Annotated in this window: 21 protein-coding genes; 6 read left to right on the plus strand and 15 right to left on the minus strand. The window is 72.3% G+C overall.

Annotated elements, in window-relative coordinates; translation table 11 throughout:
- Window positions 1-102 precede the first annotated feature (102 nt).
- Window positions 103-699: a PPA1309 family protein gene (locus OG875_RS09110; protein ID WP_330173707.1), complete on the plus strand. Its 597-nt coding sequence runs from the start codon at window positions 103-105 to the stop codon at window positions 697-699.
- 193 nt (window positions 700-892) lie between these two features.
- Here the strand turns inward: OG875_RS09110 and OG875_RS09115 are convergent, their stop codons facing one another.
- From OG875_RS09115 to OG875_RS09130, 4 genes are all read right to left on the minus strand, one after another.
- Window positions 893-1,984 carry a YlbL family protein gene (locus OG875_RS09115; protein ID WP_330173708.1) on the minus strand — a complete coding sequence of 364 codons (1,092 nt, stop codon included), beginning with the start codon at window positions 1,982-1,984 and terminating at the stop codon, window positions 893-895.
- A 118-nt stretch (window positions 1,985-2,102) separates the two neighbouring features.
- A complete protein-coding gene (locus tag OG875_RS09120; RefSeq protein WP_330173709.1) occupies window positions 2,103-2,276 on the minus strand; it encodes a hypothetical protein in 174 nt (57 codons plus the stop codon).
- Between the two features lie 181 nt (window positions 2,277-2,457).
- Window positions 2,458-2,964, minus strand: coding sequence for a molybdenum cofactor biosynthesis protein MoaE (locus tag OG875_RS09125; protein ID WP_330173710.1), 507 nt, complete (start codon window positions 2,962-2,964; stop codon window positions 2,458-2,460).
- Between the two features lie 135 nt (window positions 2,965-3,099).
- The gene (locus tag OG875_RS09130; protein WP_330173711.1) at window positions 3,100-4,212 is read right to left on the minus strand and encodes an SDR family oxidoreductase; all 1,113 of its coding nucleotides are present in this window, start codon (window positions 4,210-4,212) and stop codon (window positions 3,100-3,102) included.
- Window positions 4,213-4,401: 189 nt separating this feature from the next.
- On the opposite strand from OG875_RS09130, the gene OG875_RS09135 reads away from it, so the two are divergent.
- The gene (locus OG875_RS09135; RefSeq protein ID WP_330173712.1) at window positions 4,402-5,937 is read left to right on the plus strand and encodes a zinc-dependent metalloprotease; all 1,536 of its coding nucleotides are present in this window, start codon (window positions 4,402-4,404) and stop codon (window positions 5,935-5,937) included.
- Window positions 5,934-6,473, plus strand: coding sequence for an NUDIX hydrolase (locus tag OG875_RS09140; RefSeq protein WP_330173713.1), 540 nt, complete (start codon window positions 5,934-5,936; stop codon window positions 6,471-6,473). The genes OG875_RS09135 and OG875_RS09140 overlap by 4 nt, the downstream gene beginning before the upstream one ends.
- Window positions 6,474-6,684: 211 nt before the next feature.
- Here OG875_RS09140 and OG875_RS09145 read toward each other — a convergent pair whose 3' ends face one another.
- From OG875_RS09145 to OG875_RS09160, 4 genes are all read right to left on the minus strand, one after another.
- Entirely contained in the window at window positions 6,685-7,440 is a 756-nt protein-coding gene (locus OG875_RS09145) for an AIM24 family protein (RefSeq protein ID WP_330173714.1), read from the minus strand.
- 16 nt (window positions 7,441-7,456) lie between these two features.
- Entirely contained in the window at window positions 7,457-8,137 is a 681-nt protein-coding gene (locus OG875_RS09150; RefSeq protein ID WP_330173715.1) for an AIM24 family protein, read from the minus strand.
- A 13-nt stretch (window positions 8,138-8,150) separates the two neighbouring features.
- On the minus strand, window positions 8,151-9,761 hold the full coding sequence (locus tag OG875_RS09155) for a TerD family protein (protein WP_330173716.1): 1,611 nt from the start codon (window positions 9,759-9,761) through the stop codon (window positions 8,151-8,153).
- Window positions 9,762-9,874: 113 nt separating this feature from the next.
- Entirely contained in the window at window positions 9,875-10,498 is a 624-nt protein-coding gene (locus OG875_RS09160) for a M48 metallopeptidase family protein (RefSeq protein WP_443079085.1), read from the minus strand.
- 186 nt (window positions 10,499-10,684) lie between these two features.
- Here OG875_RS09160 and OG875_RS09165 point away from each other — a divergent pair, with 186 nt between their 5' ends.
- Window positions 10,685-12,007, plus strand: a complete 1,323-nt coding sequence (locus tag OG875_RS09165; protein ID WP_443079086.1) for a ThiF family adenylyltransferase — start codon at window positions 10,685-10,687, stop codon at window positions 12,005-12,007.
- A gap of 41 nt (window positions 12,008-12,048) precedes the next feature.
- A complete protein-coding gene (locus tag OG875_RS09170) occupies window positions 12,049-13,599 on the plus strand; it encodes an ABC1 kinase family protein (protein ID WP_330173718.1) in 1,551 nt (516 codons plus the stop codon).
- Between the two features lie 113 nt (window positions 13,600-13,712).
- Here OG875_RS09170 and OG875_RS09175 read toward each other — a convergent pair whose 3' ends face one another.
- The 4 genes from OG875_RS09175 to OG875_RS09190 all read right to left on the minus strand — a co-directional run bounded on the left by OG875_RS09175 (window position 13,713) and on the right by OG875_RS09190 (window position 17,271).
- Entirely contained in the window at window positions 13,713-14,036 is a 324-nt protein-coding gene (locus OG875_RS09175; protein ID WP_330173719.1) for a hypothetical protein, read from the minus strand.
- Window positions 14,033-14,401 carry a WhiB family transcriptional regulator gene (locus tag OG875_RS09180; RefSeq protein WP_330173720.1) on the minus strand — a complete coding sequence of 123 codons (369 nt, stop codon included), beginning with the start codon at window positions 14,399-14,401 and terminating at the stop codon, window positions 14,033-14,035. Before OG875_RS09180 ends, OG875_RS09175 begins: the two co-directional genes overlap by 4 nt.
- A gap of 172 nt (window positions 14,402-14,573) precedes the next feature.
- The gene (locus OG875_RS09185) at window positions 14,574-14,921 is read right to left on the minus strand and encodes a hypothetical protein (RefSeq protein WP_330173721.1); all 348 of its coding nucleotides are present in this window, start codon (window positions 14,919-14,921) and stop codon (window positions 14,574-14,576) included.
- A 154-nt stretch (window positions 14,922-15,075) separates the two neighbouring features.
- On the minus strand, window positions 15,076-17,271 hold the full coding sequence (locus OG875_RS09190; RefSeq protein ID WP_443079087.1) for an ATP-dependent DNA helicase UvrD2: 2,196 nt from the start codon (window positions 17,269-17,271) through the stop codon (window positions 15,076-15,078).
- 151 nt (window positions 17,272-17,422) lie between these two features.
- On the opposite strand from OG875_RS09190, the gene OG875_RS09195 reads away from it, so the two are divergent.
- Entirely contained in the window at window positions 17,423-17,665 is a 243-nt protein-coding gene (locus OG875_RS09195) for a mycoredoxin (RefSeq protein ID WP_330173722.1), read from the plus strand.
- Window positions 17,666-17,834: 169 nt separating this feature from the next.
- Here the strand turns inward: OG875_RS09195 and nudC are convergent, their stop codons facing one another.
- Genes nudC through OG875_RS09210 form a run of 3 tightly spaced genes read right to left on the minus strand, consistent with a single transcriptional unit; the run spans window position 17,835 to window position 24,219 of the window.
- The gene (gene nudC, locus OG875_RS09200; RefSeq protein ID WP_443079088.1) at window positions 17,835-18,785 is read right to left on the minus strand and encodes an NAD(+) diphosphatase; all 951 of its coding nucleotides are present in this window, start codon (window positions 18,783-18,785) and stop codon (window positions 17,835-17,837) included.
- A 37-nt stretch (window positions 18,786-18,822) separates the two neighbouring features.
- Window positions 18,823-20,229, minus strand: a complete 1,407-nt coding sequence (locus tag OG875_RS09205) for a dipeptidase (protein ID WP_330173723.1) — start codon at window positions 20,227-20,229, stop codon at window positions 18,823-18,825.
- Between the two features lie 42 nt (window positions 20,230-20,271).
- Window positions 20,272-24,219, minus strand: coding sequence for a UvrD-helicase domain-containing protein (locus OG875_RS09210; RefSeq protein WP_330173724.1), 3,948 nt, complete (start codon window positions 24,217-24,219; stop codon window positions 20,272-20,274).
- Between the last annotated feature and the right edge of the window lie 140 nt (window positions 24,220-24,359).

Genomic DNA, 24,359 nt, shown 5'->3' on the forward strand with positions numbered 1-24,359 from the left:
CGACTGTAAACGGGCCCCGGCGATCGTAGGGCCCACTCATGCAACTTACTGAGGCTTTACCTAGTTCCCGCAGGGGGGTCGGAAGGAGGCAGGATGTTGGCCATGTCCAACCTTTCCTCCTCCTCTTCCTCCGCGTCCTCGTCCGACGGGCCCCGCCCGGCGTCGGGCCCGGTCGCCTCGACCCCCATCACCCGCGCGGTGCTGGAGATCGACGAGTACGCCTCCGGCCTGGGCTGGGACCAGCCGGCCAGACTCTTCGCCCTTGTCGACACCGCCCGGCTGCGCGCCGACGAGCCCGAGCTGGCCGGCCAGCTCGGGCTGGACGACGACGCGACACCCGCCCCGCTCACCCCCGTCGAGCAGGACGAGATCCCGGCGGGCACACCGCTGGACGAGTTCCTCGCCACGATCGCCTGGCCCGGGGCGGTGGCGGGCTGCGCGATCACGGTGGAGCGTCTGATGCTGCCGCCGTCCGCCGAGGCGTCGGTGCCCGACGACCTGGACGAGTCCGCGCTGGTGGACTGGGTCGCCGCGCATCCGGACCGGCAGGAGGTACGGATGACCGTCGCCGTACTGCGTGACGGGACGCGCGACTCGGCGCTGCGGCTGCGCGAGAAGGACTCACCGACGCAGGTGCTGACCGGCGCCGGCCTGGTGCCGGGGCTGGCCGAGGCGCTGGCCGCCACCTTCGAGGCGTAGGACCTCGTACGGCCGGAGCACTGCCCGAACATCTGCCGGAGCGCTGCCCGACCTCTGCCCGACCACACGGAGCACTGACGAGACACGTCCGGACGGGCCGCACCCGCGGCCCGTCCGGACGTGCGAGAACGTGGCGTCAGCAGCCGGGCGGCGACGATCCGCAGCGCCAGGGGCAGCCCGCCGACCGTCCAGGTCAGCCGGTGGAGCAGCTCGGCAGACCGGCCGTGTCGCCGCTCCTGATCTTCCCCAGGGACGCCGTCGCGTCCTTGATGTTCTTCACCCGCACCAGGGTCAGGCCGTCGGGGATGTCGGAGGCCGCCGCGGCGCAGTTCTCGTCCGGCGTCAGGAAGTACCGAGCGCCCGCGTCCCGCGCGCCGACGAGCTTCATCCCGATCCCGCCGATCGGTCCGACCTTGCCGTTGTCGTCTATCGTGCCGGTCCCGGCGACGAACCTGCCGCCCGTGAGATCACCGGGGGTGATCTTGTCGACGATCCCGAGGGCGAACATCAGACCGGCGCTCGGACCGCCCACGTCGGCCAGCTTGATGTCGATCTCGAACGGGAAGGTGTGGTCCGTCCCGGCCTGGATGCCGACAATGGCGCGGTCGTCGCCCTCGTCCGACGGCACCGTTCTGATCGTGACCCGCTCGCTGCCCTCGGGCTCCTTGCCGGCCTTCTCGGCGGCCTGGGCGACCTTGGCGGGGACGATGGTGAAGACGACGTCCTCGCCCGGCCGGTGCTCGGTGACGATCTCGGCGACGTCCGGCGGCGCGGTGACCGTCTTTCCGTCCACCGCCTTGATCACGTCACCGGCGTGCAGCGTGCCCTCGGAGGGGCTGTCCTTGACCACAGCGGAGACCACGACCCGTGAGGTGACGGGGATGTTCTCCACCATCAGGGCGGCGACCTTGGCGCTCTCCTGGGACTGGCTGAACTCCTCGGCGTTCTCCTGGGTGGACTGCTCCTCCGTCTTGCCGTCCGGATAGAGCGTGTTGTGCGGCACCACGATGTTGTCGTGCGACAGCCAGCCGTGGACCGACTCGACCAGATTCATCCGGTAGTCCGCGCCCGTGACCCTGACGGTCGTCATGTTGAGATGACCGGTCGTGGGATAGGTCTTGCGACCGGAGATGTGGAGCACCGGCTCGCCGTTCGCCTTGCCGAGCGTGTTCACCGTCGGACCGGGGCTCATCTCCGCGTACGGGACCGGGATGAACACTCCCGCGCAGAGCAGCGCGATGAGGACGAGGGTGGAGGCGAGCATCGTCGCGGTGCGGCGTGGCATGGAACGACAGTACGGTAAGGGTCTGTCGGAGCACCCCCGGGGCCGGTCCGTACGGGGGCGTGGGCGCCCCGGCGGGCATCCGCCGGACGGGCGGGGTCGACCGGGCGGTGCGGGTGGCTCAGGCGGCGTCCGTCGGGGCGGGAGTGGGCTTCGCCATCGCGTCCCGGAAGCGTGCGTAGCCGGCCAGTTCGGCGACATCTCCGATGGTTCGGTTCCTTGAGGCCCAGCCTCCCCATATCGCCGCGCCGACGGCGGCGAAGAACGGAATCAGCAACCAGGCGAGCGCGGCCATCCGTACCTCCTTACCCCTTGTGTATGAACCCGATGTGTGTGTACGAACCGAGTGATCAGCAGATTAGTCATCCGCTGCTTCAACGCTCCGCGCAGGGGTGCGGTTACGCAAATCGGGCCACATGGGAACAGAGGGCGACACGTCGGGTGCCGACAGGGCTTCGGGCGGGTGCCGAACGGGCTCAGCAGGCGCCGACCCACTCCTCCGTACCGTCGGAGAAGGTCTGATGTTTCCAGATCGGTACCTCGCGCTTGAGGTCGTCGATCAACTGCCGGCAGGCGTCGAACGCCTCCGCGCGGTGCGGGCAGGACACGGCGACCACGACCGCGAGGTCTCCGACGGCGAGGTCGCCCACCCGGTGGACGGCCGCCAGCGCGCGGACGGGGAAGGCGGCGGCCACCTTCTCGGCGACCCGGCGCAGCTCGGCCTCGGCGGTCGGGTGGCAGGAGTAGCCGAGGGCGTCGACATCGGCGCCCCCGTCGTGGTTGCGGACCGCTCCGACGAACAGGGCGGTGCCTCCCGCCGCGTCGTCGCCGACCGCCCGGAAGACCTCGTCCACGGACAGCGGGGTCTCGCGGATCGCCACCAGCCGGACTGGGTGTCGCGCCGCCCGCTCGCCCGGGTGGGCCGCGGTGCGGGCCGTTCGGGTGTCCGCCACCTTCGTGCGCTGTGCCTCGATGCCTGCCATACGGTCCATCGTGCCGTACGGCACGAGCGCCGCGGAGTGGTGCCTTCCCGTACCCGCTGTTCGGTGCCCGCCCGCGCCACCGCCTCCTGGAGAGGTCGGCGACAGGACGGGGGTCCGGGGAGCGCTTGCCGCCCGTCAGAGGCGGCGGCGCGCCTTGCGGGCCCGGCGCACCACCGCGGCCGCGCCGAGCAGGGCGACCGTCGCGCCGGCGGCACCGGCGGCCGTGGCGTCCTTGCGGCCGAGCCGCCGGCCAGCGACGGTGTGACGGCCCGCGACCTCTTCGAGGAGCGCGCCGAGGACTTCCTCGTTGGTCCAGCGGGGCCGCCAGCCCGCGTCGTGGAGCCGGCCGACGCTGACCACCCAGGGGTGCATCGTGTACGCGAGGTCGCCCGCCGGGGACGGGGTGAGGCCGATCCGGTGCAGCCGGGCGGCGGCGCCCAGGGCGACGGCGGAGGGCAGCTCCATACGGCGGATGCCGCTCAGCTCCTCGATCTCCTCCTGTTCGAGCCAGCCGTCGCAGCCGACGGCCAGCTCGCCCTCGACCTTTTCGAGCGCCGCGTACTCCAGGGCGCTCACCAGGTCGTCCACATGGCAGAACTGCCAGGTGGGCCGGGACCCGGCGACGACCAACAGCCGGGGTGACTCGAAGTAGCGGGTCAGGGCGGTGTCGGTGCCGCCGACAAGGACGGCGGGGCGTACGACGGTGACGTTCAGGCCGGGGTGCGCGCGGGGCGCGCGGCGGGCGAGCCGTTCCATCTCCAGGAGGTCGCCGACGCCCGTGGCCTCGGCGGTGGCGCGCAGCTCCGCGTCCTCCGACAGCGGGACGTCGTTGTCGGGCAGGGCCCCGTAGACCATGGCCGACGTGCACAGGACGACACGGTGCACCCCGGCGGCGGCGGCCGCGGTGAGCACCGTCTGGGTGCCGCGGACGTTGTAGGCCGTACGGGCGGCCGCGTCCCGCTCCAGGTCCAGGTCGAGCGCCAGGTGCACCACCACGTCCGCGCCGCGCAGCTTCTCCGCGATGGCCGGATCCCGTACGTCGAGGATGTGCCATCGCGCCTCCGGCACCTCGCCGCGGCGTTCGTCGATGGCGATGACCTGCTTGATCTCACCGGACGCCACGAGGCGCCGGGTGAGCAGGTCGCCGACGCCCGAGGCGGCTCCGGTGACCGCCACGACGGGACCGCGCGACGGGGTCGGGGCCGAGCGGTTTCGCGCTCCGCGAACCTGTGGATCTGGGGAACTCACCGGGCGTCTCCAGCGGTTGTCTTCAGTACGGACGTGTATGACACGTACGTACCAGGTGGCGTCCATCCTGCCGCAGGCCGAGCGTTGGCGGAGCACCGAGCCCGGATGCGGCCTCGGATGTCTACGCTGGTGGTGTCGGGCAGTCGCCGCCGGCAGGAGTGCCGGCGGCCCAACGAGCCGAGGAAACCCGTGAGTGACACCCCATTCGGATTCGGCCTTCCGCCGGAGGAGCCAGAGGACGGCGACGGCAAGAAGAACGACCCCGCCGGAGGTGGTCAGGGCGGCGGCCGGAGCGGTGGCGGCAACCCCTTCTCGGGCTTCGGCCTGCCGGGCGGCGGCGCGGGCGGGGACAACCCGCTCGCCGCGATGTTCGGCTCGATGAACCCGGGCGACCTCGGTGCGGCCTTCCAGCAGCTGGGCCAGATGCTCAGCTACGACGGCGGTCCCGTGAACTGGGACATGGCCAAGCAGATCGCCCGCCAGACGGTCTCCCGGGGCACCCCCGACGGCACCAAGGACGCGAGCGTGGGCCCCGGCGAGCGGACGGCTGTCGAAGAGGCCGTACGGCTGGCGGACGTATGGCTCGACGCCGTGACGTCCCTGCCGTCCGGCGCCGGATCGACCGTGGCCTGGAGCCGCGCCGAGTGGGTCGAGGCGACCCTGCCGGCGTGGCAGCAGCTGGTCGACCCGGTGGCCGAGCGGGTCGGCGCCGCCATGGGCGACGTGCTGCCCGAGGAGATGCAGGCCATGGCCGGGCCGCTGATCGGCATGATGCGCTCCATGGGAGGCGCCATGTTCGGGCAGCAGATCGGGCAGGCCGTGGGCGCGCTGGCGGGCGAGGTGGTCGGCTCGACCGACATCGGTCTGCCGCTGGGCCCGGCCGGCAAGGCCGCGCTGCTCCCGCTGAACATCGCCGCCTTCGGCAAGGACCTCGGCATCCCGCAGGACGAGGTGCGGCTGTATCTGGCGCTGCGCGAGGCTGCCCACCAGCGGCTCTTCGCCCATGTGCCGTGGCTGCGGTCCCATCTGTTCGGCGCGGTCGAGGGGTACGCGCGCGGCATCAAGGTCGACTCGTCCAAGCTGGAGGACGCCGTCAGCCAGCTCGACCCGTCCAACCCCGAGCAGCTTCAGGAAGCACTCCAGCAGGGCATGTTCCAGCCGGAGGACACGGCCGAGCAGAAGGCCGCCCTGGCCCGTCTGGAGACGGCGCTGGCGCTGGTCGAGGGCTGGGTGGACGCGGTGGTCCACGAGGCGGCCAGGACCAGGCTCAGCTCGGCGGACGCGCTGCGTGAGACGCTGCGCAGGCGCCGCGCGTCGGGCGGTCCGGCCGAGCAGACCTTCGCCACCCTCATCGGCCTCCAGCTGCGCCCCAGGCGCCTGCGGGACGCCGCCCGGCTCTGGGCCTCGCTGACGGACGCGCGGGGCGTGGACGGCCGCGACGGGCTCTGGGCGCACCCCGACATGCTGCCGACGGCCTCGGACCTGGACGACCCGGACGGCTTCGTGCACCACGAGCACGCGGACTTCTCCGAGCTGGACAAGTTGCTCGGCGAGGCGGCGGACGGCGGGACGAAGCCCGCGGGACGGACCGGCGGGGCCGGGGACGGGACCGACGGGACGGCCGAGGGAAAGGCCGACGGGACGGGCGACGGGAAGGCGGAGGACGGCGACCGGGGCGAGGACGACCCGGGCACGGGCGAGGACAAGGGCGACAGCGCGAAGTGAACCTGCACGACGACACCGTCCGCGTACTGAAGAGGTACGAGGGCCAGCCGGAGCTGCGCGAGATCTATCTGGCACACCTGGCGGCCCACCCGGACGGCATGTGGAAAGCCTGTGGGGCCGGGCATGTCACCGCGAGCGCCCTGGTGATCGACCCCGAACGGGGCCGGGTCCTGCTGACCCTTCACAAGAAGCTCGGCATGTGGCTCCAGATGGGCGGCCACTGCGAGCCGGCCGACGGGTCGCTGGCCGCCGCCGCGCTGCGGGAGGCCACGGAGGAGTCCGGGATTCCCGGACTGACGCTGCTGCCGGGTGGTCCCGTACAGCTCGACCGGCACGCGATTCCGGCGCCCTGCCACTGGCATCTGGACGTCCAGTACGCGGCGTCGGCGCCGCCCGGGGCGGTGGAGGCGATCAGCGAGGAGTCGCTGGACCTGCGCTGGTTCGAGTACGACGAGGTGGCGGGGGTCGCCGACGGGTCGGTCGTACGGCTGCTGGCCCGTACCCGCGCCGCGCTCTCCGAGCGGGTTCCCGGCTGACGGTCACGACCGTGTGCGACGGGGCGGCCTCTTCAGGAGGCCGCCCCGTCGCGTAGGGAACGCGGGTGCGGCGATCCGGTTCCGCCCGGCGGAGCGGGTCCCCGCGATCCCCGCGGACAGGACCGGGTGATCCGGGTGCCCAGGCCGGGTCCGCGAAGACCCGCCCTCGGGAGAGGTCTTCGCGGACCGGGCCTGATCAGGGCGACAGACCCTAGTTCCAGACGTTGTTCTGGTTCTGCCCGTGCGCGCCCTGCTGGCCCGCGCCGTACTGCGCGCGCAGACCCTGCCCGATGTCCGCGTGCTGCGGCGGCATGACCTCGCTGGGCTGGACGAGGGCGAAGCCCTGGCCGAGGAAGCTGAGCTCCCAGCCCTCCCCCGTGCTGCCCCGCCGGCGCCGGACCCCCGAGGAGTGCGTCTGCGCCTGCATCTGCACCCGCAGCGCGGAGGACCACGCCACGATCGCGTCGGCGTCGACGTTCACGTACGTGTCGGGCGTCACGTGCATCATCAGCGGCTGTCCCGAGGTCATCAGGGCGACCTTGCCCCGGCCCGAGATGTTGAGCTGGTACTTGCCGGAGCCGGAGATGCCGTACTGGCTGTCCACCGCGATGACCTCGGTGTGCAGCGTGGAGTCGAGCGCCAGCACATAGGCGCTGTCGACGGTCATGCCCTCCTGCTCGACGTCCACGACATGCACGTACTGCGCCAGGTTGGCGAAGTAGACGGTGCCCTGTCCCGAGCAGCGCATCAGGTCCAGCCCCTCGCCGGTGCGCGCGCGGGAACGCCGCCGCCCCCCGGGCTGGTACTCGCCGTCGAAGTCGACGAGTCCCTGGTAGGCGACCATCGCGCCCTTGCGGGCGAGGACGTCGTCCTGGCCGGTGAGCGCGACCCGCAGGAGCTGCGGGTTCTGCACGACATAGCGTTCCTGGGACTGCGTCTCCGCGAGTCCGAAAAGCGGGCTCTGCATGGTGCTTCCCTCCCCCTCAGCCCCGGACCCGCAGGCGGTCGGTGCTGTCCTCGCTCGGTTGTACGACGACGATGCCCTGGCCCGAGAAGGCCATCTGGAACGCCTCTCCGCTGCCCCGTCCGATCAGCGACGAGGCCTTGAAGCTGCGCTTGCCCTTGACCTTGAGCGCGGGCGACCAGGCCACGAGGGCGTCGGGGTCGACGTACGTCTCGTCCTCGCCCCGGCCGCAGTCGACCACGATCGGTGTGCCGCGGGAGGTCAGCGCGACCCAGCCGACCCCGGAGACCGTCACGTTCCACAGGCCCTGGCCGGCGAACTTCGCCAGGCCCTTGACCCGCTCGACGCCCCACTGGAGGTGCGCGTCGAAGGCCAGCAGGTTGGTGCCGTTGACCGAGAGGGCGTCGTTGTTGAGGTTGACGACGACGACGTCGGCGCCGTAGTCGGCCAGGTAGAGCAGGCCGTCACCGGCGCACTTCATGACCGGGGTGCCCTCGCCCGCCACCCACTGGCCGGCGATCTGGCGTACGGCGGGCGGGTTGGGCTCGTACTGGACGAAGCCCTCGTAGGCGATCATCGAGCCGGTGCGCGCGTACAGGTCCTGCCCGCTGGTCATGGCGACCTTGAGCATGGAACGGCCGTGATTCTCCATCCGGGCCGTGACGGGGGTCGGGGCGAAGCCCGCGAGTTGCTGGTTCATGTGAAGGGCTCCCTCAGACCTCGTACGGCTGGACGACGATGAAGTTGCCGGGGGCTCCCCGGAACTGGAGATTCACGGTCTCCCCGCTGTGCCCCGGATACGCGTTGCGGCGCAGCCGGACCTGGCTGGAGAGGATCACCTGGGAGGCGGCCGACCAGGCGACGACGGCGTTGGCGTCGGCGAACGTCGTGGGCGTCACCGGCAGCACGACCGGGACGCCGTGGGTCTTCACGACGACGGTGCCGGTGCCCTGGAACTGCATGGTGAACAGGGCGCCGCCGGGGATGCCGTGGCCCTCGATACGGCGAACCTCGTACTGAAGGGCCTCGTCGAAGGCGAGCACGTTCTCCGCGGAGACGCAGATGGCGTCACCCTGGAGCTCGATGGGGTGCAGATGCGCGCCCTCCTCGGCGAGGAACACCTGGCCGCGCCCGGTGCAGCGCATCAGCTGCATCTCCTGGCCGGTCGCGTTGCCGACGATGCGGCCCGCGAATCCGGCGCTCTTGTAGCCGAAGTCGACCTTCCCCTGGTACATGACCATGCTGCCCTGGCGGGCCAGCACGGGTGCGTCGCCCTTGCCGAGGTCGACCCGCATGAGCTGCTGGTTCTGCGGGGTCCAGCGCTGGCCGGTGGGGGCCTCGCGGTAGGGCTGGAGCGCTGCCTGGAGCCCTGGGCCGGTCTGGGGCACGGCCGGGGTCGGCGCGGCGGGGGTGTGGCCTCCGTACGGAGGCGGCGCCGGCTGACCGTACGGCGCGGGCGCGCCCGGCGGCTGTCCCTGACCGGGGAACTGGCCGGGGGCATGACCGGGAGCCTGGCCCGGGATCTGGCCGAACTGCGGCTGCTGCGGGGGTCCCGGCGGACCCGGCGGCTGGCCGTACGGAGCGGGGGGCGGTGCGAGCGGCGCGGCGAGGGTCGGGGCGCCGTGCACCGGCTGCGGCTCGGGCGCGGGGGTCCCCGGCGGTGCGCCGAAGGACGGCGGGGGCGCCGGGGCCTGGGGTGCGGGCGGGGCCCCGAAGGACGGCGCGGGGGCCGCGGGCGGTGGGGCGAACGACGGCACGGCGGCGCTCGCGGGCGGCGCGGCTGCGGGGGGCTCCTCCTCGGCGACCTCGCCGCCGAAGTTCCTGAGCAGCGCGTCGAGACCGCCGTCGAAGCCCTGGCCGACGGCGGCGAACCGCCAGACGTCCTTGAAATAGAAGTCCCCGAGCATCAGCGCGCGTTCGGTGCTGAATTCGGAGCCGTCGAACGCGTACCGGACGACCTCTTCGCCACCCGCGACGATCCGTATGTAGCCGGGACCCACCTGGGACATCTGTCCGGCGCCGTCGACGGTGGCCGTGAACGAGAGCCGCCGGACGGCGGCGGGAACGCGGTCGAGCGTGACGCGGAACGATTCGGTGTCGCCGGACTGCGCGCCGAGCAACTGGATTGATTCCTCAGGAGACTTCGGCTGATTGAAGAAGATGAAATACCGGTCGTCCGAGAGCTGTTCATTGGCGTCGAGGCCGAAACAGCTGATGTCGAACGTCAGGCCGGGCCCCGCGATCTGCACACCTACGTACAGATCCGTCCCCGGCGTGAGGTCACTGACCTTGGCCTTGTGGCCGCGTTGGAATTCCCTCGCCATACGTAACGACCGTCCCCCATCCCGAACTGAACACGTCGCGTCAGGCTAACGGCTGGGTGCGACATTGAGCCAAGCCGGTACACATTCGGTACACGATCACCGAAGGGCCGCGATCACTGTCCGGGGGCGTCGGGGAGATGCGGCAGCCGCTCGGCGGCGACGACCCCTTCGAGATAGCCGCGGGCCCGTTCGGTGCGGGGGTACGCCTCCAGCAGCTCCCAGAAGCGGGGGCCGTGGCCGGGCACGAGGAGATGGGCGAGTTCGTGCACGAGCACGTAGTCGACGACGTACTCGGGCATGCCCTGGAGCCGGTGGGACAGGCGGATGCTGGCCTCGGCCGGGGTGCAGGAGCCCCAGCGGGTGTTCTGGTTCGTGACCCAGCGGACGGAGGCGGGGCGGGCCCGGCCCTCGAAGTACTGGTCGGAGAGGTGCTTGGCGCGCGCCGTCAGGTCGTTGTCACCCAGGACGCGCTTGCTCTCCTGGGCGGCGAGCTTGTCGAGCATCACGGTCACCCACCGCTGCTCCTCGGCCTCCGACATGCGGGCCGGGATGAGCACGATGGTGCGGTCGCCCTCGCGGTACGCGGAGACCGTCCTGTTGCGCCGGGCGCTTCTGCGGACCTCGACGGCGCTCGTCGCGGGGCCGCGCTGCGCACGGCCGGTCACGCCGGTCTCCTGGTTTCCCGCGCGCTCCGGTGGGGATTCCTGGGCGACGGGCGGGGAAGGGTCGACGGACACAGGTCGACGTTACCCGCTGTCCGTGCGGGAAGTCCCGTCGCGGGAACCAATTGATCTTGATCCACTCCATGCACCCGTCATTTGAACGGCTAATTCCCCACGCCTGTGGATAACTCTCCGCAGCTCTCACCGGTTCCCTGCATTCTGGAATCGGATCGCACATCAGGCATCACGGGGGAGACGAATATGCATCCAATGGTGAAGCCCGCCCTGCGCCGGGCCTGGCGGGAGCGGCAGACGGTCCAGTTCGGAATCACTCCCGCGCACGCGGTGGTGGTGGGTCCGGTCGATACGGCCACGGGCAGCTTTCTGGACCTGCTCGACGGCACCCGGGGGCTGGAGCTGCTGCGGGACGAGGCGCGGGGGATGGGGTTGCCGGAGGGCCGGGCGGACGCGCTGGTGGACCGGCTGGCGGCGGCCGGGCTGCTGGACGACAGCACGGCGGGGGGACGGGCCGCCCAGGCGTTGCGGAGCCGGAAGGTCGAGCTGGACCGGTTGCGGGCGGATCTGGCGTCGCTGTCCGTCACACATCGTGAGCCGGGGGCGGCGATGGAGCGGCTGGCGGCGCGGCGCACCATGCGGGTCCAGGTGCGCGGGGCCGGCCGGGTGGGGGCGGTGATCGCGTCCGGGCTCTCGGCCGCGGGGGTGGGCCAGGTGGATGTGCTGGAGGGCGGGCTCACCGAGGCGTGGGACGTGGCGCCGGGCGGGCTGCCGGTGGAGTCGGTGGGTGAGCGCAGGGACGTGGCGGCCCGGCAGCTGGTGCGGCGCTCGGCTCCGGGCAGATCCGGCAGGGCGGCATCGCCGGGAGCGGTGTGGGCGGCGGGTGACGGGGCCCCGTCCGGTCGTGGCCATCGGGGGGAACCGATGGACGAGGCCGGCCCGGCTGGTGCGGGTGGGGCGGACGCGGGGGACCCCGATGACACCGACCGGTGGGGCGGGCGGGCGGTGGCCGGGCGTTCCGACCATGCCGATGTGCGGGCGGCGACGGCGAGCGGGAGCGGGGCGGGGCTGTCGCTGGTGATCGTCGCCCCCCGGGACGGGCTGGCGGCGTACGCGCCGGATCCGGTGTCCGCGCAACGCTGGATCGGCACCGGGACCCCGCATCTCTACGCGGGAGTCGTGGAGGCCACGGGGGTGGTGGGCCCCTTGGTGCTGCCGGGAGGTACCGCGTGCGCGGGGTGTGTGCACGAGGAGCGGACCGGCCGGGAGCCGGGGTGGCCGCTGATGCTGGCCCAGTGGCGGTCGGGCCGCCGGGCGTCGGTCACCCCGGCCTGTGACCTGGGGCTCGCGACGACGGTGGCCGGTCTCGCCGTCGCCCACGCGCTGTCCTTCCTGGACGGGGAGCTGCCGGCGAGTACCGGCGCGCGCTGGGAGATCACCCAGCCCCTGCTCGAATGGCGTGCGGAGCGGATCAGGCCGTGTCCGGGCTGCCCGTGCGGGGCGGCCGGACAGCCGGGGCGCGAGGGTATGACCCCTGCGGACGCGCCGCACGACACAATGGTGGGGTAATCGCCGTACGCGGCTCGGCTGTCTGGGATTTGGAGGGGCGCATGTCTGATCTTCCCCGGAAGGCGGTCACCCGAACTGCCAAGTTGGCCGCGCTGCCACTGGGCTTCGCCGGTCGTGCCACCTGGGGCCTGGGCAAGCGGATCGGCGGAATGTCCGCGGAGATCGTGGGCCGGGAGCTCCAGCAGCGCACGGCGGACCAGCTCTTCAAGGTGCTCGGTGAGCTGAAGGGCGGTGCCATGAAGTTCGGGCAGGCGCTGTCCGTCTTCGAGTCGGCACTGCCGGAGGAGGTGGCGGGCCCCTATCGGGCGGCGCTCACCAAGCTTCAGGAGGCGGCCCCTCCGATGCCGACGAGCACGGTGCACAAGGTGCTGGCGGAGCGGCTGGGCGAGGAGTGGCGCGAGCTGTTCCTGGAGTTCGAGGAGAAGCCGTCGGCCGCCGCCTCGATCGGCCAGGTGCACCGGGCGGTGTGGCACGACGGGCGGGACGTGGCCGTGAAGGTCCAGTACCCGGGTGCCGGGGAGGCGCTCCTGTCGGACCTGACGCAGCTGAGCCGGTTCGCCCGGCTGCTGGGGCCGCTGGTGCCGGGCATGGACGTCAAGCCCCTGATCACGGAGTTGCGTGACCGGGTCTCGGAGGAGCTGGACTACGAGCTGGAGGCGCGGGCCCAGCGTGAGCACGCGGTGGAGTTCGCGGACGATCCCGACGTGGTGGTGCCCGACGTGGTGCACCAGAGCGAGCAGGTGCTGGTCACGGAGTGGATCGACGGCATGCCGCTGGCCGATGTGATCACGGACGGCACCGAGGAGCAGCGCGACCGGGCGGGTCAGTTGCTGGCGCGTTTCCTCTTCTCGGGTCCGGCCCGGACGGGGCTGCTGCACGCGGATCCGCATCCGGGGAACTTCCGGTTGCTGCCGCCCGCCGGTGCCGGGGAGGAAGGGATGGCGGCCGAGGGTGAACTGCGGCTCGGCGTGCTGGACTTCGGCACCGTGGACCGGCTGCCGGGCGGGCTGCCCGAGACGATCGGCGAGTCGCTGCGGCTGACGCTGGAGCGCGACGCGGAGACGGTGTACGAGCTGCTGCGCACGGAAGGGTTCGTCAAGGAGTCCATCGCCCTCGACCCGGAAGCGGTGCTGGAGTATCTGCTGCCGATCATCGAGCCGGCGGAGGCGGAGGAATTCACGTTCACCCGGGGCTGGATGCGCACGCAGGCGGCCCGGATCGCCGATCCGCGTTCTCCGGCGCACCAGTTGGGGAAGCAGTTGAATCTGCCGCCCTCCTATCTGCTGATACACCGCGTCACGCTGAGCACGATCGGGGTGCTGTGCCAGCTGAACGCCACGGTGCGGCTGCGCGAGGAGTTGGAGGAGTGGCTCCCGGGCTTCCTGGTGGAAGAACCGGTGGCGGAGGAAGCCGTCGCGGAGGAGCCGGTGGCGGTGGAACCCGTCGCGGATGAAGCGGCGTCCGGGGCGACGGCGGGGATTCCGGCCGGGATCCCGGCTCAGGACAAGGCCCACGTCAAGCCCGGTAAGAAGGCCCGGAAGAAGACCGGCAAGAAGGCCCAGGACGAGGTGGACTCGGGCGCGGGCGCCTGAGACGGCGACCGGTCCGCCGGTGAACGCGCCTCGGGGGCCGGTCCGTGAGGACCGGCCCCCGAGGCGGAGGGTTTCCGGGATTCAGCTGTGTTGTAGCGCCCGGCCGGTGGGGGTCAGTGCATGACCGCCAGGGCCAGCGCGCGGCGGGCGCGCAACGACACGCGCTCGGCGCGGCGCTGCATCCGCCGCGCGGCGACCAGGCGCACGGCCCGGCGTTCCGCGTCGGCTTCACGCAGGCGCTCGCTCATATGCGCGCGTGCCATGGCTTCTGGGATGAGTTGCATCTCGCGGGTCCTGTTCTGGCGCGAGTCGCTCGCGCCGGTGGTACTGACGGCTGAGGTGGCGGAGCCGGACGGCTCATGCAGGGAAGAGGTCATGGGGGCCAGCTTCTTGGGATCGTGCGTGTGGGGGCGGTCGACGGTGCCGGTGATGTTCATGCCGCGACCGGGTTCTTGCGCGGACGGCCGCGGGGCCGCTTGCGGGCGACGACCACACCCTGGATGAACAGCTCGCCACCCCAGACACCCCAGGGCTCACGCCGCTCCTTGGCGCCGGCGAGGCATGCCTCCATCAGCGGGCAGGTGCGGCAGAGGGACTTGGCGTACTCGACGTCCTCCGGGGACTCCGCGAAGAAGACCTCCGGGTCGTAGGCGCGGCAGGGAACGGGGACGCCGAGGTTCTCGATGGCGTCGTCGAGCGCGGTGAGCGCGGTGAGGGGGGTCAAGGTGGAGTCCTCCGTGGCGCAGGGCGGGGTGATCGTTTCGGAAGGCGGTACGGACGGGGCGTGCGCTTCGAGTTGCACGGCGGTGTCTTCCTCGTCTGTTCGGTCCGGCCTGTTGGCCGGTTGTCGGCTGGTACCGGGTGGTTCGTCTCCCGAGGCCCCTTCGTTCCGTCCGTCCCGTTCGGGACAAACAGAAGGGCCGCGGATCCCGGGTGGGGTTCCGCGGCCCTGAAGGCGCCGGCCTGATCATGAATCAGGCTGGATCACTCCAGGGTTCAGGCCCACGGATGGCCCACATCGTGTGGTGCTGCTTGGTCTGCTTCTTCGATTCGGCACCGGCCGCCGCCACGGCATAGGCGGTGGCCTCTGTCGCTGCTGCTTCTGCCGCCAGTGCCTTGATCGGTCGCTCATTGCCGCCCGTGGCAGGAACAGCCACGGGGTTGATCCGGCCGGCGCGGACGCCGGACAGACCGGTGGCGAAGAACGTGGATCCATCACTGGCGAGCAGTCCGGCACGCAGCACGGCGAGAGTGCAGACAGAGGCGATCGGAAGATCGGTCATTTTGGCGGTGCTGACGGAGCGGCTGTTGATGCTGATCACTGGAATCGCCTCCTCTCGGCGTGTCGAAATCCGGATACCACTTCGGACAAGTAGAGCACGGGAACAGGGCCTCGGAGAAGCCTGCTGTCCCGGTGGTTAAGAACCTATGGTGATTCGCGGGGCGCGCGCAAACTATTTTCCCGACGAGTTTTCGTCAGCTCTCCGCGTCCTCCCCAGCAGGCTCGTCACCTGCGCAGATGGCCAGAACATCGGCTCCGAACCGCTCCAGCTTGCGCCCGCCGACACCCGAGATCCTGGACAGCTCGCCGTCGTCGCCCGGCACCGCCTCGGCGATCGCCATCAGCGTCTTGTCGGTGAACACGCAGTAGGCGGGCTGGCCCAACTGCCGGGCCTGGTCGGAGCGCCACTCGCGCAGCCGCTCGTACAGCCCCTCGTCCATGTCCGAGGGGCAGCCCTCGCAGCGCATCAGCTTCATCTCGCCCGCGTCCGTGAGCGTCGTGCCGCAGACACGGCACAGCACGGGGCCGCGCCGCTTGCGCCTGCCGCCGCGCTCCGCCGCGCCGCCCGCCGCCGCGCCCGGTGTCCCCGGCGCGGCGGAGCCGGGCCGCAGTCCGGCGAGGAAGCGGGTGGGACGCCGGGAGGCCCGGCCACCGGGGGCCCGGGAGAGCGCCCAGGAGAGGGAGATGTGCAGCCGGGCGCGAGTGACCCCCACGTAGAGGAGCCGGCGCTCCTCCTCGACCTGTTCGTCGGTCTTGGCGTAGGTGATCGGCATCATGCCCTCGGTCAGGCCGACCAGGAACACGGCGTCCCACTCCAGGCCCTTGGCCGCGTGGAGCGAGGCGAGGGTGACCCCCTGGACGGTCGGGGCGTGCTGGGCGGCGGCGCGCTCGTCCAGTTCCGTCACGAGATGGGCCAGGGTCGCCTCCGGCCTGGCCCGGACGAAGTCCTCGGCCAGCCGGACGAGCGCGGCCAGCGACTCCCAGCGGTCCCGCACCGCGCCGGAGCCGGTGGGGGGGTCGGTGGTCCAGCCCTTGGTGGAGAGCACGGCCCGCACCTGGGACGGCAGGTCGACGATGTCGTCCAGCAGGGCGTCGTTGTCGCCGAAGCGGGCCGCGCCGCGCAGGGCGGCGCCCGCCTCCCGTACCTCCTGGCGCTCGAAGAACCGCTCGGCGCCGCGCAGTTGGTAGGGCACACCGGCGTCGGCGAGGGCCTGTTCGTAGACCTCGGACTGGGCGTTGATCCGGTACAGCACCGCGATCTCACCGGCCGGGACGCCTGCGGCGATCAGGTCGCGGATCCGGTGGGCGGTGCCCTCGGCCTCGGCGGGCTCGTCCGCGTACTCCGTGTAGGCGGGCTCGGGGCCGGCGTCGCGCTGCGAGATCAGTTCCAGCCGGTGTTCGGCGGCGCGGCCCCTGGCTTGATTCAGCAGGCCGTTGGCCAGGTGCACGACCTGGGGGGTGGAGCGGTAGTCACGGACGAGCTTGACCATCGTCGCGTCCGGGTGGCGGGTACGGAAGTTCAGCAGATGGTCCGGGGTGGCGCCGGTGAAGGAGTAGATGGTCTGGCTGGCGTCGCCGACCACGCAGAGGTTCTCCCGGTCGCCCATCCAGAGATCGAGGAGCCGCTGCTGGAGCGGGCTGACGTCCTGGTACTCGTCCACCACGAAGTGCTGGTACTGACCGCGGATCTGCTGGGCGATGTCGTGGCGGTCCTGGAGGATGCCGACGGTGAGCAGCAGGACGTCCTCGAAGTCGATCACCGACCTGTCCCGTTTCAGCTGCTCGTACATCGCGTAGACCTGGCCGATTTCCGCCGGGTCGCGGGGGGCGTCGCGGTGGGACTTGGCGACGGCGGCCGGATAGTCGGCGGGCACGGTCTGGGTGACCTTCGCCCATTCGATCTCGCCGGTGACGTCCCGCAGTTCGTTGCGGTCGAGCCGGATGCGGCAGCGCGCCGCCGACTCGGCGACCAGCTGGATCTTGCGCTCCAGCAGCCGGGGCATCTCGCCCCCGACCGCCTTGGGCCAGAAGTACTGGAGCTGGCGCAGCGCCGCCGAGTGGAACGTCCGCGCCTGGACCCCGCCCGCGCCGAGCTGGCGCAGCCGGCCGCGCATCTCCCCCGCCGCCCGGTTGGTGAAGGTGACGGCGAGGACGCTGGCGGGCTGGAGGATCCCGGCCCGCACGCCGTACGCGATGCGGTGCGTGATCGCGCGGGTCTTGCCCGTACCGGCACCGGCCAGCACGCACACCGGCCCGTGCAGTGCCGTCGCGACCTGGCGCTGCTCGGGATCGAGTCCGTCGAGCACCGCGTCGGCGTCACGGGGCGGGGCCACGATCTGACCGCCGTCGGAATCCTGTGGGAAGGGTGAGGAGTGCGTTGCTGCTGTCACCCCGCCATGCTGCCAGGTCCCGTGGGGCTGGTGCCGTGGTTGTCCACAGGGGAGTCACATTGGTCTTACAAGTGCGGGAATGGTGACCAGGTCACGTACGTTCAGTCCACTGCGAAGAGATTTCGAACCTGCCAGAGGAGCGCGAGACGACATGCCGGGGACCGTGACGATGTACAGCACCACGTGGTGCGGATACTGCCGTCGGCTCAAGGGCCAGATGGACCGCGAGGGCATCGCGTACACCGAGATCAACATCGAGCAGGACCCGGACTCGGCGGCGTTCGTCGAGAAGGCCAACGGCGGTAACCAGACTGTGCCGACCTTGCTCTTCGAGGACGGTTCGACGCTGACGAACCCGTCTCTCGCGCAGGTCAAGCAGAAGGTCGGCGCCTGAGCCCACGGGCACGGCACACGGCACGGCATCGCAGGAGCCCCCGCCTCGGCGGGGGCTCCCGTGCGTCTGCGGGGCTCCCGCGTGTCGGCCGGACACTTCCGCGCGCCGGGGGGCGGACTCCCCGCGCGCGCCGGCACAAAGCCCCCGGCCTCCTGTACGTCGTCGCGGGTCAGTTCAGCGGTCTGGGCAGCGGCTTTCCGTACCAGAGCTCCGTGAGCCGTGCCGCGATCGAGATGCCGGACGGCGGCAGGACCTCGCCCGACTCGATCGCGACGCGCAGATCGTCCCGGGAGAACCAGCGCGCCTCCTGGATCTCGTCGCCGTCCACGGTGATCTCGGAGGAGGTGGCGCGGGCCATGAAGCCCAGCATCAGGCTCGACGGGAAGGGCCAGGGCTGGCTCGCGACGTACTCCACCTCGCCGACCCGGATGCCCGCCTCCTCGAACACCTCGCGGATCACGGACTGTTCGATCGACTCCCCCGGCTCCACGAAGCCCGCCAGCGTCGAGAAGCGGCCTTCCGGCCAGTGCACCTGGCGGCCGAGGAGCGCGCGGTCCCGTTCGTCGGTGACCAGCATGATCACGGCGGGGTCGGTACGCGGGTAGTGCTCGGCGCCGCACGCCGGGCAGCGCCGGATGTGACCGGCCGCGGCGATGACGGTGCGTTCGCCGCAGCGGGAGCAGAAGCGGTGCAGCCGCTGCCAGTTCTCCAGCGCCACCGCGTGGACCAGCAGCCCCGCGTCGCGCGGCGACAGCAGCAGCCCCGCCTCGCGCAGACCCGCCGGGCGGGCCTGCTGGTCCATCCGGCCCGGCAGGGAGTCCTTCTGGAGAGCGAAGTAGCTGACACCGTCCTCGTCCGTACCGAGGAAGTAGCGGTGGGTCTCGGTGAGGGGCGCCTCGAAGGAGGGCGTCATGACGAGTTCGGTCCGGCCGTCCGGGGTGTCGTCGACCAGCGCCTGACCGCCGGAGACGACGAAGACCCGCGTCGTCGGGTGGCTCCAGGCGGCGGCCAGCCACGCCTCGTCGAGACGGTGGTGCGCGGCCCGGTCGATGCCGCTGTCGGAGGCGAGGACGATCGGCCGGTGTGCGGCGATGTCCGCGCCGCTGGTGGTGGTGCTCACTGGTACTTCCAACTCCCCCGGATGGATGGGTGTCTGTTCAGCGGAGAGCGGCGGCGAGATCGCTCCAGAGATAGGCGGTGGTCTCCACGCCCTTCAGCAGGAGGTCGATCTCGACCTTCTCGTCCGGCGCGTGCCAGCCGTCGGACGGTACGGAGATGCCCAGGAACAGCACGGGTGCGCCGAGCACGTCCTGGAGGTCGGCGGCGGGACCGGATCCACCCTCGCGGGTGAAGCGGATCTTCCGGTCGAAGGCGCGGCCCATGGCCCGGACGACCGACTGGAGCGCGGGGTGGTCCAGCGGGGTCAGACAGGGGCGGGTGCCCGCCGCGAAGGTGGTCCGGTGGCGGATGCCCGCCGGGATCCTGGTGTCGATCCAGTCGGTGACGGCCTGCTCGATCCGCTCCGGATCCTGGCCGGCGACCAGCCGGAACGAGAGCTTCAGACGGGCGGACGACGGGATGATCGTTTTGCCTCCGGGGCCCTGGTAGCCGCTCCCCATGCCGTTGACCTCGGCGGTGGGGCGGGCCCAGATGCGCTCCAGGGTCGAGTGGCCGGCCTCGCCGAGTGTGCCGTGCGACTTGGCCGTACGCAGCCACGCCTCCTCGTCGAAGGGCAGCTCGGCGAGGAGCGCGCGCTCGGTGTCGCCGAGCGGCGTCACACCGTCGTAGAAGCCGGGCACGGTGACCCGCTCGTGCTCGTCGTGCAGGGCCGCCACGAGGCGGGCGGCGACGGTGGCCGGGTTGGGTACGGCGCCGCCGAACGAGCCGGAGTGGATGTCCTGGTCGGGGCCGTACAGCTCGACCTCGCACTCGGCGAGGCCGCGCATCCCGGTGCAGACGGTGGGGGTGTCCGCCGACCACATGCCGGTGTCGGAGACGATCACGACCTCGGCAGCCAGCCGGTCCGCGTGCTGTTCGGCCAGGGCACGGAAGTGCGGGGAGCCGGACTCCTCCTCGCCCTCGACCAGAAGTTTCAGATGGACGGCGGGGGTGGTGCGGCCGGTGGCGGCGAGATGGGCGCGGACGCCGAGGGTGTGGAAGAACACCTGCCCCTTGTCGTCGGCGGCACCGCGCGCGTACAGCCGGCCGTCCCGGACGACGGGGTCGAAGGGGTCGGTCGCCCAGCCGTCCTCACGGGCGGCGGGCTGCACGTCGTGGTGTCCGTAGACCAGGACGACCGGGGCCCCGGGGTCGTCGGAGGGCCACTCGGCGAAGACGGCGGGCGCACCGGGGGTGTCCCAGACCTCGGCGACCGGGAAGCCGGTCTCGCCGAGTTTCGCCGCGAGCCAGTCGGCGCTGCGCCGTACGTCCGGGTCGTGGTCGGGCTGCGCCGAGACCGACGGGATGCGCAGCCACTCGGCGAGGTCGTCGAGGAAGGCCGCCCGGTGGGACCGGATGTAGTCACGGGTGTGCGTACGGACGGCGCTGTCCGGGGTCTCGCTCATACGTCGAGCCTATCCGGCCCCGGGGGCGGTCCCGTCGGGCGTTCACCGTTCGGGACGGGCCGAAGGCGGGTGTCCGCCGGGGGCGCCGGTGGCGGTACGGGCGGCCGGGTCGCCGAAGCCGTCGATGCCCTCGCCCGGTCCTCCGCCGGGCCCGTCGTCCACGCCTCCGTGGGAGCCGTGCAGGAGGAGGCGTTCCAGTCCGGCGCGGCCGGGCAGGCCCGCGGGCCGTACGGCGTCGCCGCTGCGTACGTACAGGAAGGTGGCCGTGACCGCCTCGGGCGGCAGGCCGCGCGGTTCGGCCCAGGCCAGCCGGTAGACGGCGAGCTGGAGCGGGTCGGCGGTGCGGCCCCGGCCGGTCTTCCAGTCCACGATCTCGTACGTGACGGTGTCCGTCACCGGGTCGACGTCGCGGTACACCGCGTCGATACGGCCCCGGATCACCCGGCCCGCGAGGGTGAGCTGGAAGGGCACCTCGACGCGGTAAGGGGTGCGGCGGGCGTACGGGGTGCGGTCGAACGCCTCCTTCAGGGCTGCCAGGTCGCGTTCGTCGGCGATCTCCGGCTCGTCGTCGGCGCCGCCGGGCAGCTCGTCGGGGCCGAGCATCGGGAGCGGCAGCGCGTCGAACCGCGACTCGACCCAGGCGTGGAAGCGGGTGCCGCGCCGGGCGGCGCGCTGCGGCGGGCGGGGCATGGGGCGGGCCAGCTCCTGGGCGAAGCCGTCGGGGTCGGCGGCCAGGCGCAGCAGCTGGGAGGCGGTGAGGGACGGGGGGACGGGGACGTCACGGACGCGCGCGCGGGCGCGCAGGAGCTCGCCGGAGAGCGCGTCGAGGTCACGGTCCCAGGAGTCGAGGGTGCGGCTCTCCTCGGGGGTGAGCCGGTCCTGGCGCTCTCCTCCTTCAGGAGGCGGGCCTGCCCCGGGACGGGGCGCGGGCAGCCGGGTGGCGGGTACGTGGTCGTCGTCCGGGGGCTCCGGGGGCTCCGGGGTCACCGGGGCCGTCGGGGTCACCCGGTCGTGCGGGCGGGCGGGGCGGGGCCGGGCCGGGCGGCCCGGTTCCCACCCGTCCTGCTCGTCCCGTCCGTCCCTCTCGTCCCACCCGTCCTGCTGGTCCCGGTCCGCCGGATCGTCGTGGTCCCGGTCGGCGGGCTCACCCCACGCGTCGGGACCGGCGGGCTCCCACGCGTCGGGGTCCCCCCACTCGTACGCCTCACCCGGCTCGGCGTGCCCCCGGTCCTCCGGCCCCGCCGGTCCGTCCCACAACGGCCCGTCGCCCGCATGCCGGTCGTCCACCGACCCGGCGTCCGCGAGCCCGTCGCCCACCCATCCCTCGCCCACCGACCCGTCGCCCACGGGCTCGTCCCACAGCGGCCCGTCGCCCGCCCATCCGTCGTCCACCGGCACGACCTCCACGGGCTCGTCCCACACAGACGCGTCCGTGGGCCCGTCATCCACCGCCCCGTCGCCCGCCGGCTCCCGTGCCCACGGCGAGGCCGTCAGCGCGTCCAGGTGCGCCAGGACGGTGTCCGCCGCGCGACGGCGCCGGTCCAGCGACTCGGGGTCCAGCGGCAGCGGCCACGCGCGCGTCACGGCCGCCGCGAGCAGCGCGGGGTTCTCCTCGTCCTCGGGCGGCTCGTCGGCCCACACCTCGATCTCGCCGAGGCCCGCCTCGCAGTGCCCGCGCAGGGCGAGCAGGAAGTCCGACGGGCCCCGGACACGCTTCTGCGCCGGGCCCCACCAGTGGCCGGAGCCCAGCAGCAGTGAGCGCGGGCGGGTGAACGTCACGTAACCGAGGCGCAGTTCCTCCGTGTGCTGGTGCTCACGCATCTCGTCCTTGAACGCCCTGATGCCCTTGGCGTCCCACCCCGGCACCTCCGGGAGCGTCGGCGCGTCGCCCCGCAGGGCGTGCGGCAGGACCTTCGCCTGGGACGTCCACGCGTCGCGCGCCCGGCTGTTGGGGAACTGTCCGGTGACCAGCCCGGGAACGACCACCACGTCCCACTCCAGGCCCTTGGACTTGTGCGCGGTGAGGACCTTGACGGTGTTCTCGCCGCCGGGCAGGGCGTTGTCCAGCCCTTTCTCGTACTGCGCCGCCGTCCTCAGGAAGGCGAGGAACGCGAGGAGGGTGGCGTCCCCGTCGAGCGCGGCGAAGGAGGCGGCGATGTCGAGGAAGTTGCCCAGGGTCTCCCGCCGGCGCGCGGCGAGGGCGTGCGGCGACGCGGAGAGCTCGACCTCCAGTCCGGTGGTGGTGAGGACCCGGTGCAGCACGTCCATGAGCGGATCGGCCAGCGAGCGGCGCAGATCGCGCAGTTCGGCCGCCAGCCGGGCGAAGCGCACGCGCGCGGCGGTGGAGAACGGCAGCCCGTCGTCCTTGCCGCCGGCCGATTCCAGGAACGTGTCGAGCGCGTCCGCCAGCGATATCACCTCGGCGGGGTCGGTGCCCTCGACGGCCGCCGCCAGCCGTTCGTCCGCGGCATCGGGCCCGTCGGGCGCGCCGTTCGAGCGGTGCACCAGGAGCCGGGCCCGGCGGCCGAGGAGTGCCAGGTCGCGGGGGCCGATGCGCCAGCGCGGGCCGGTGAGCAGCCGTACCAGGGAGGCGTTGGCGCCGGGGTCCTGGAGGACCTCGCACATGGCGACGAGGTCGGCGACCTCCGGGAGATGGAGCAGCCCGGAGAGCCCCACGACCTCGACGGGCACGTCGCGGGCGACGAGGGCGCTCTGGATGGCGGGGAAGTCACCGGCGGTACGGCACAGCACGGCGATCTCGGCGGGCTCCTTGCCGGTGCGCACCAGATGCGCGACGGAGTCGGCGAGCCAGTCCAGTTCCTCGGCATGGGTACGGAGGAGGGCGCATCGCACGATGCCGTCGCGTTCGGCGCCGGGGGCGGGGCGCAGGGCCTCCACGCCTTCGTGCATGGCGCGCAGCGGCTCGGCGAGACCGTTCGCGAGGTCCAGCAGCCGGCCGCCGCTGCGCCGGTTCTCACTGAGCGAGTAGCGGGCCGCGGGGGTGCCGTCGGCGGACGGGAAGTGGGCGGGGAAGTCGTCCAGGTTGGCGACGGAGGCACCGCGCCAGCCGTAGATCGCCTGGCAGGGGTCGCCGACGGCGGTCACCGCGTGGCCGGTGCCGGAGCCGAAGAGGCCGGAGAGCAGCAGGCGCTGGGCGACCGACGTGTCCTGGTACTCGTCCAGGAGGACGACGCGGAACTCGTCGCGCAGGATGCGGCCGACCTCGGGGCGGGTGCGGGCCAGTTCGGCGGAGAGGGCGATCTGGTCGCCGAAGTCGAGCAGGTCACGGGCGCGCTTGGCCTTGCGGTAGTACCCGACCAGTTCGAGCAGTTCGCGGCGCGCGGTGGCGGTCTCGGGCACCTTGCGCAGGTCGGCGTTGGTGAGCGGCGCGCCGTCGAGGGAGGCGAGCAGTTCGGTGTCGTACGCGGCGAGTTCACCGGCCGGTACGAGGTGCTCGGCCAACTCGGCGTCCAGGGCGAGCAGATCGCCGACCAGGGCGGGGAACGAGCGGGTCAGGTGGGGGTACGGGCCGGGGGCCTCCTTGAGGACCCGCGCGGCGAGTTGGTAGCGCGTGGCGTCGGCGAGCAGCCGGGCGGTCGGCTCCAGCCCGATCCGCAGGCCGTGGTCGGTGAGGAGCTGTCCGGCGAAGGCGTGGTAGGTGGAGATACGGGGCTCGCCCGGCGGGTTGTCCTGGTCGAGCGGGTCGGGGTCGGTCACCCCGGCCCGTACGAGCGCCTTGCGGACCCGCTCGGCCAGTTCGCCCGCCGCCTTGTTGGTGAAGGTGAGGCCGAGGACCTGTTCGGGGGCGACCTGGCCGGTGCCCACCAGCCACACCACGCGTGCGGCCATCACCGTCGTCTTGCCCGAGCCCGCGCCCGCGACGATCACTTGCGGGGCGGGCGGCGCGGTGACGCACGCCAGCTGCTCCGGGGTGAACGGGATGCCCAGCAGCTCGTTGAGCTGTGCGGGATCGGTGAGGGGTGCGGACACTTCAGAGAGGCTATCGGGGACCACTGACAGGCGAATGACGGACAGATGGGGCAGATCGGGGCGTCACGACCGCCGGGTGCGGGATCTCACCGTCCGTTCCGCGAACGGGTGTTCAGACGGTCGTACGTTGACGACCCTGC

This window comes from Streptomyces sp. NBC_01498, assembly GCF_036327775.1.
Lineage (GTDB): Bacteria > Actinomycetota > Actinomycetes > Streptomycetales > Streptomycetaceae > Streptomyces.

What these genes read in the sequence shown, in the direction of transcription:
- OG875_RS09195 (WP_330173722.1), top strand. Translation starts at nt 17,423, where the DNA reads ATGCCGGGGACCGTGACGATGTACAGCACCACGTGGTGCGGATACTGC.
- OG875_RS09150 (WP_330173715.1), bottom strand. Translation starts at nt 8,137, where the DNA reads ATGAACCAGCAACTCGCGGGCTTCGCCCCGACCCCCGTCACGGCCCGG.
- OG875_RS09205 (WP_330173723.1), bottom strand. Translation starts at nt 20,229, where the DNA reads ATGAGCGAGACCCCGGACAGCGCCGTCCGTACGCACACCCGTGACTAC.
- OG875_RS09125 (WP_330173710.1), bottom strand. Translation starts at nt 2,964, where the DNA reads ATGGCAGGCATCGAGGCACAGCGCACGAAGGTGGCGGACACCCGAACG.
- OG875_RS09165 (WP_443079086.1), top strand. Translation starts at nt 10,685, where the DNA reads ATGCATCCAATGGTGAAGCCCGCCCTGCGCCGGGCCTGGCGGGAGCGG.
- OG875_RS09110 (WP_330173707.1), top strand. Translation starts at nt 103, where the DNA reads ATGTCCAACCTTTCCTCCTCCTCTTCCTCCGCGTCCTCGTCCGACGGG.
- OG875_RS09175 (WP_330173719.1), bottom strand. Translation starts at nt 14,036, where the DNA reads ATGAACATCACCGGCACCGTCGACCGCCCCCACACGCACGATCCCAAG.
- OG875_RS09120 (WP_330173709.1), bottom strand. Translation starts at nt 2,276, where the DNA reads ATGGCCGCGCTCGCCTGGTTGCTGATTCCGTTCTTCGCCGCCGTCGGC.
- OG875_RS09155 (WP_330173716.1), bottom strand. Translation starts at nt 9,761, where the DNA reads ATGGCGAGGGAATTCCAACGCGGCCACAAGGCCAAGGTCAGTGACCTC.
- OG875_RS09115 (WP_330173708.1), bottom strand. Translation starts at nt 1,984, where the DNA reads ATGCCACGCCGCACCGCGACGATGCTCGCCTCCACCCTCGTCCTCATC.
- OG875_RS09170 (WP_330173718.1), top strand. Translation starts at nt 12,049, where the DNA reads ATGTCTGATCTTCCCCGGAAGGCGGTCACCCGAACTGCCAAGTTGGCC.
- OG875_RS09145 (WP_330173714.1), bottom strand. Translation starts at nt 7,440, where the DNA reads ATGCAGAGCCCGCTTTTCGGACTCGCGGAGACGCAGTCCCAGGAACGC.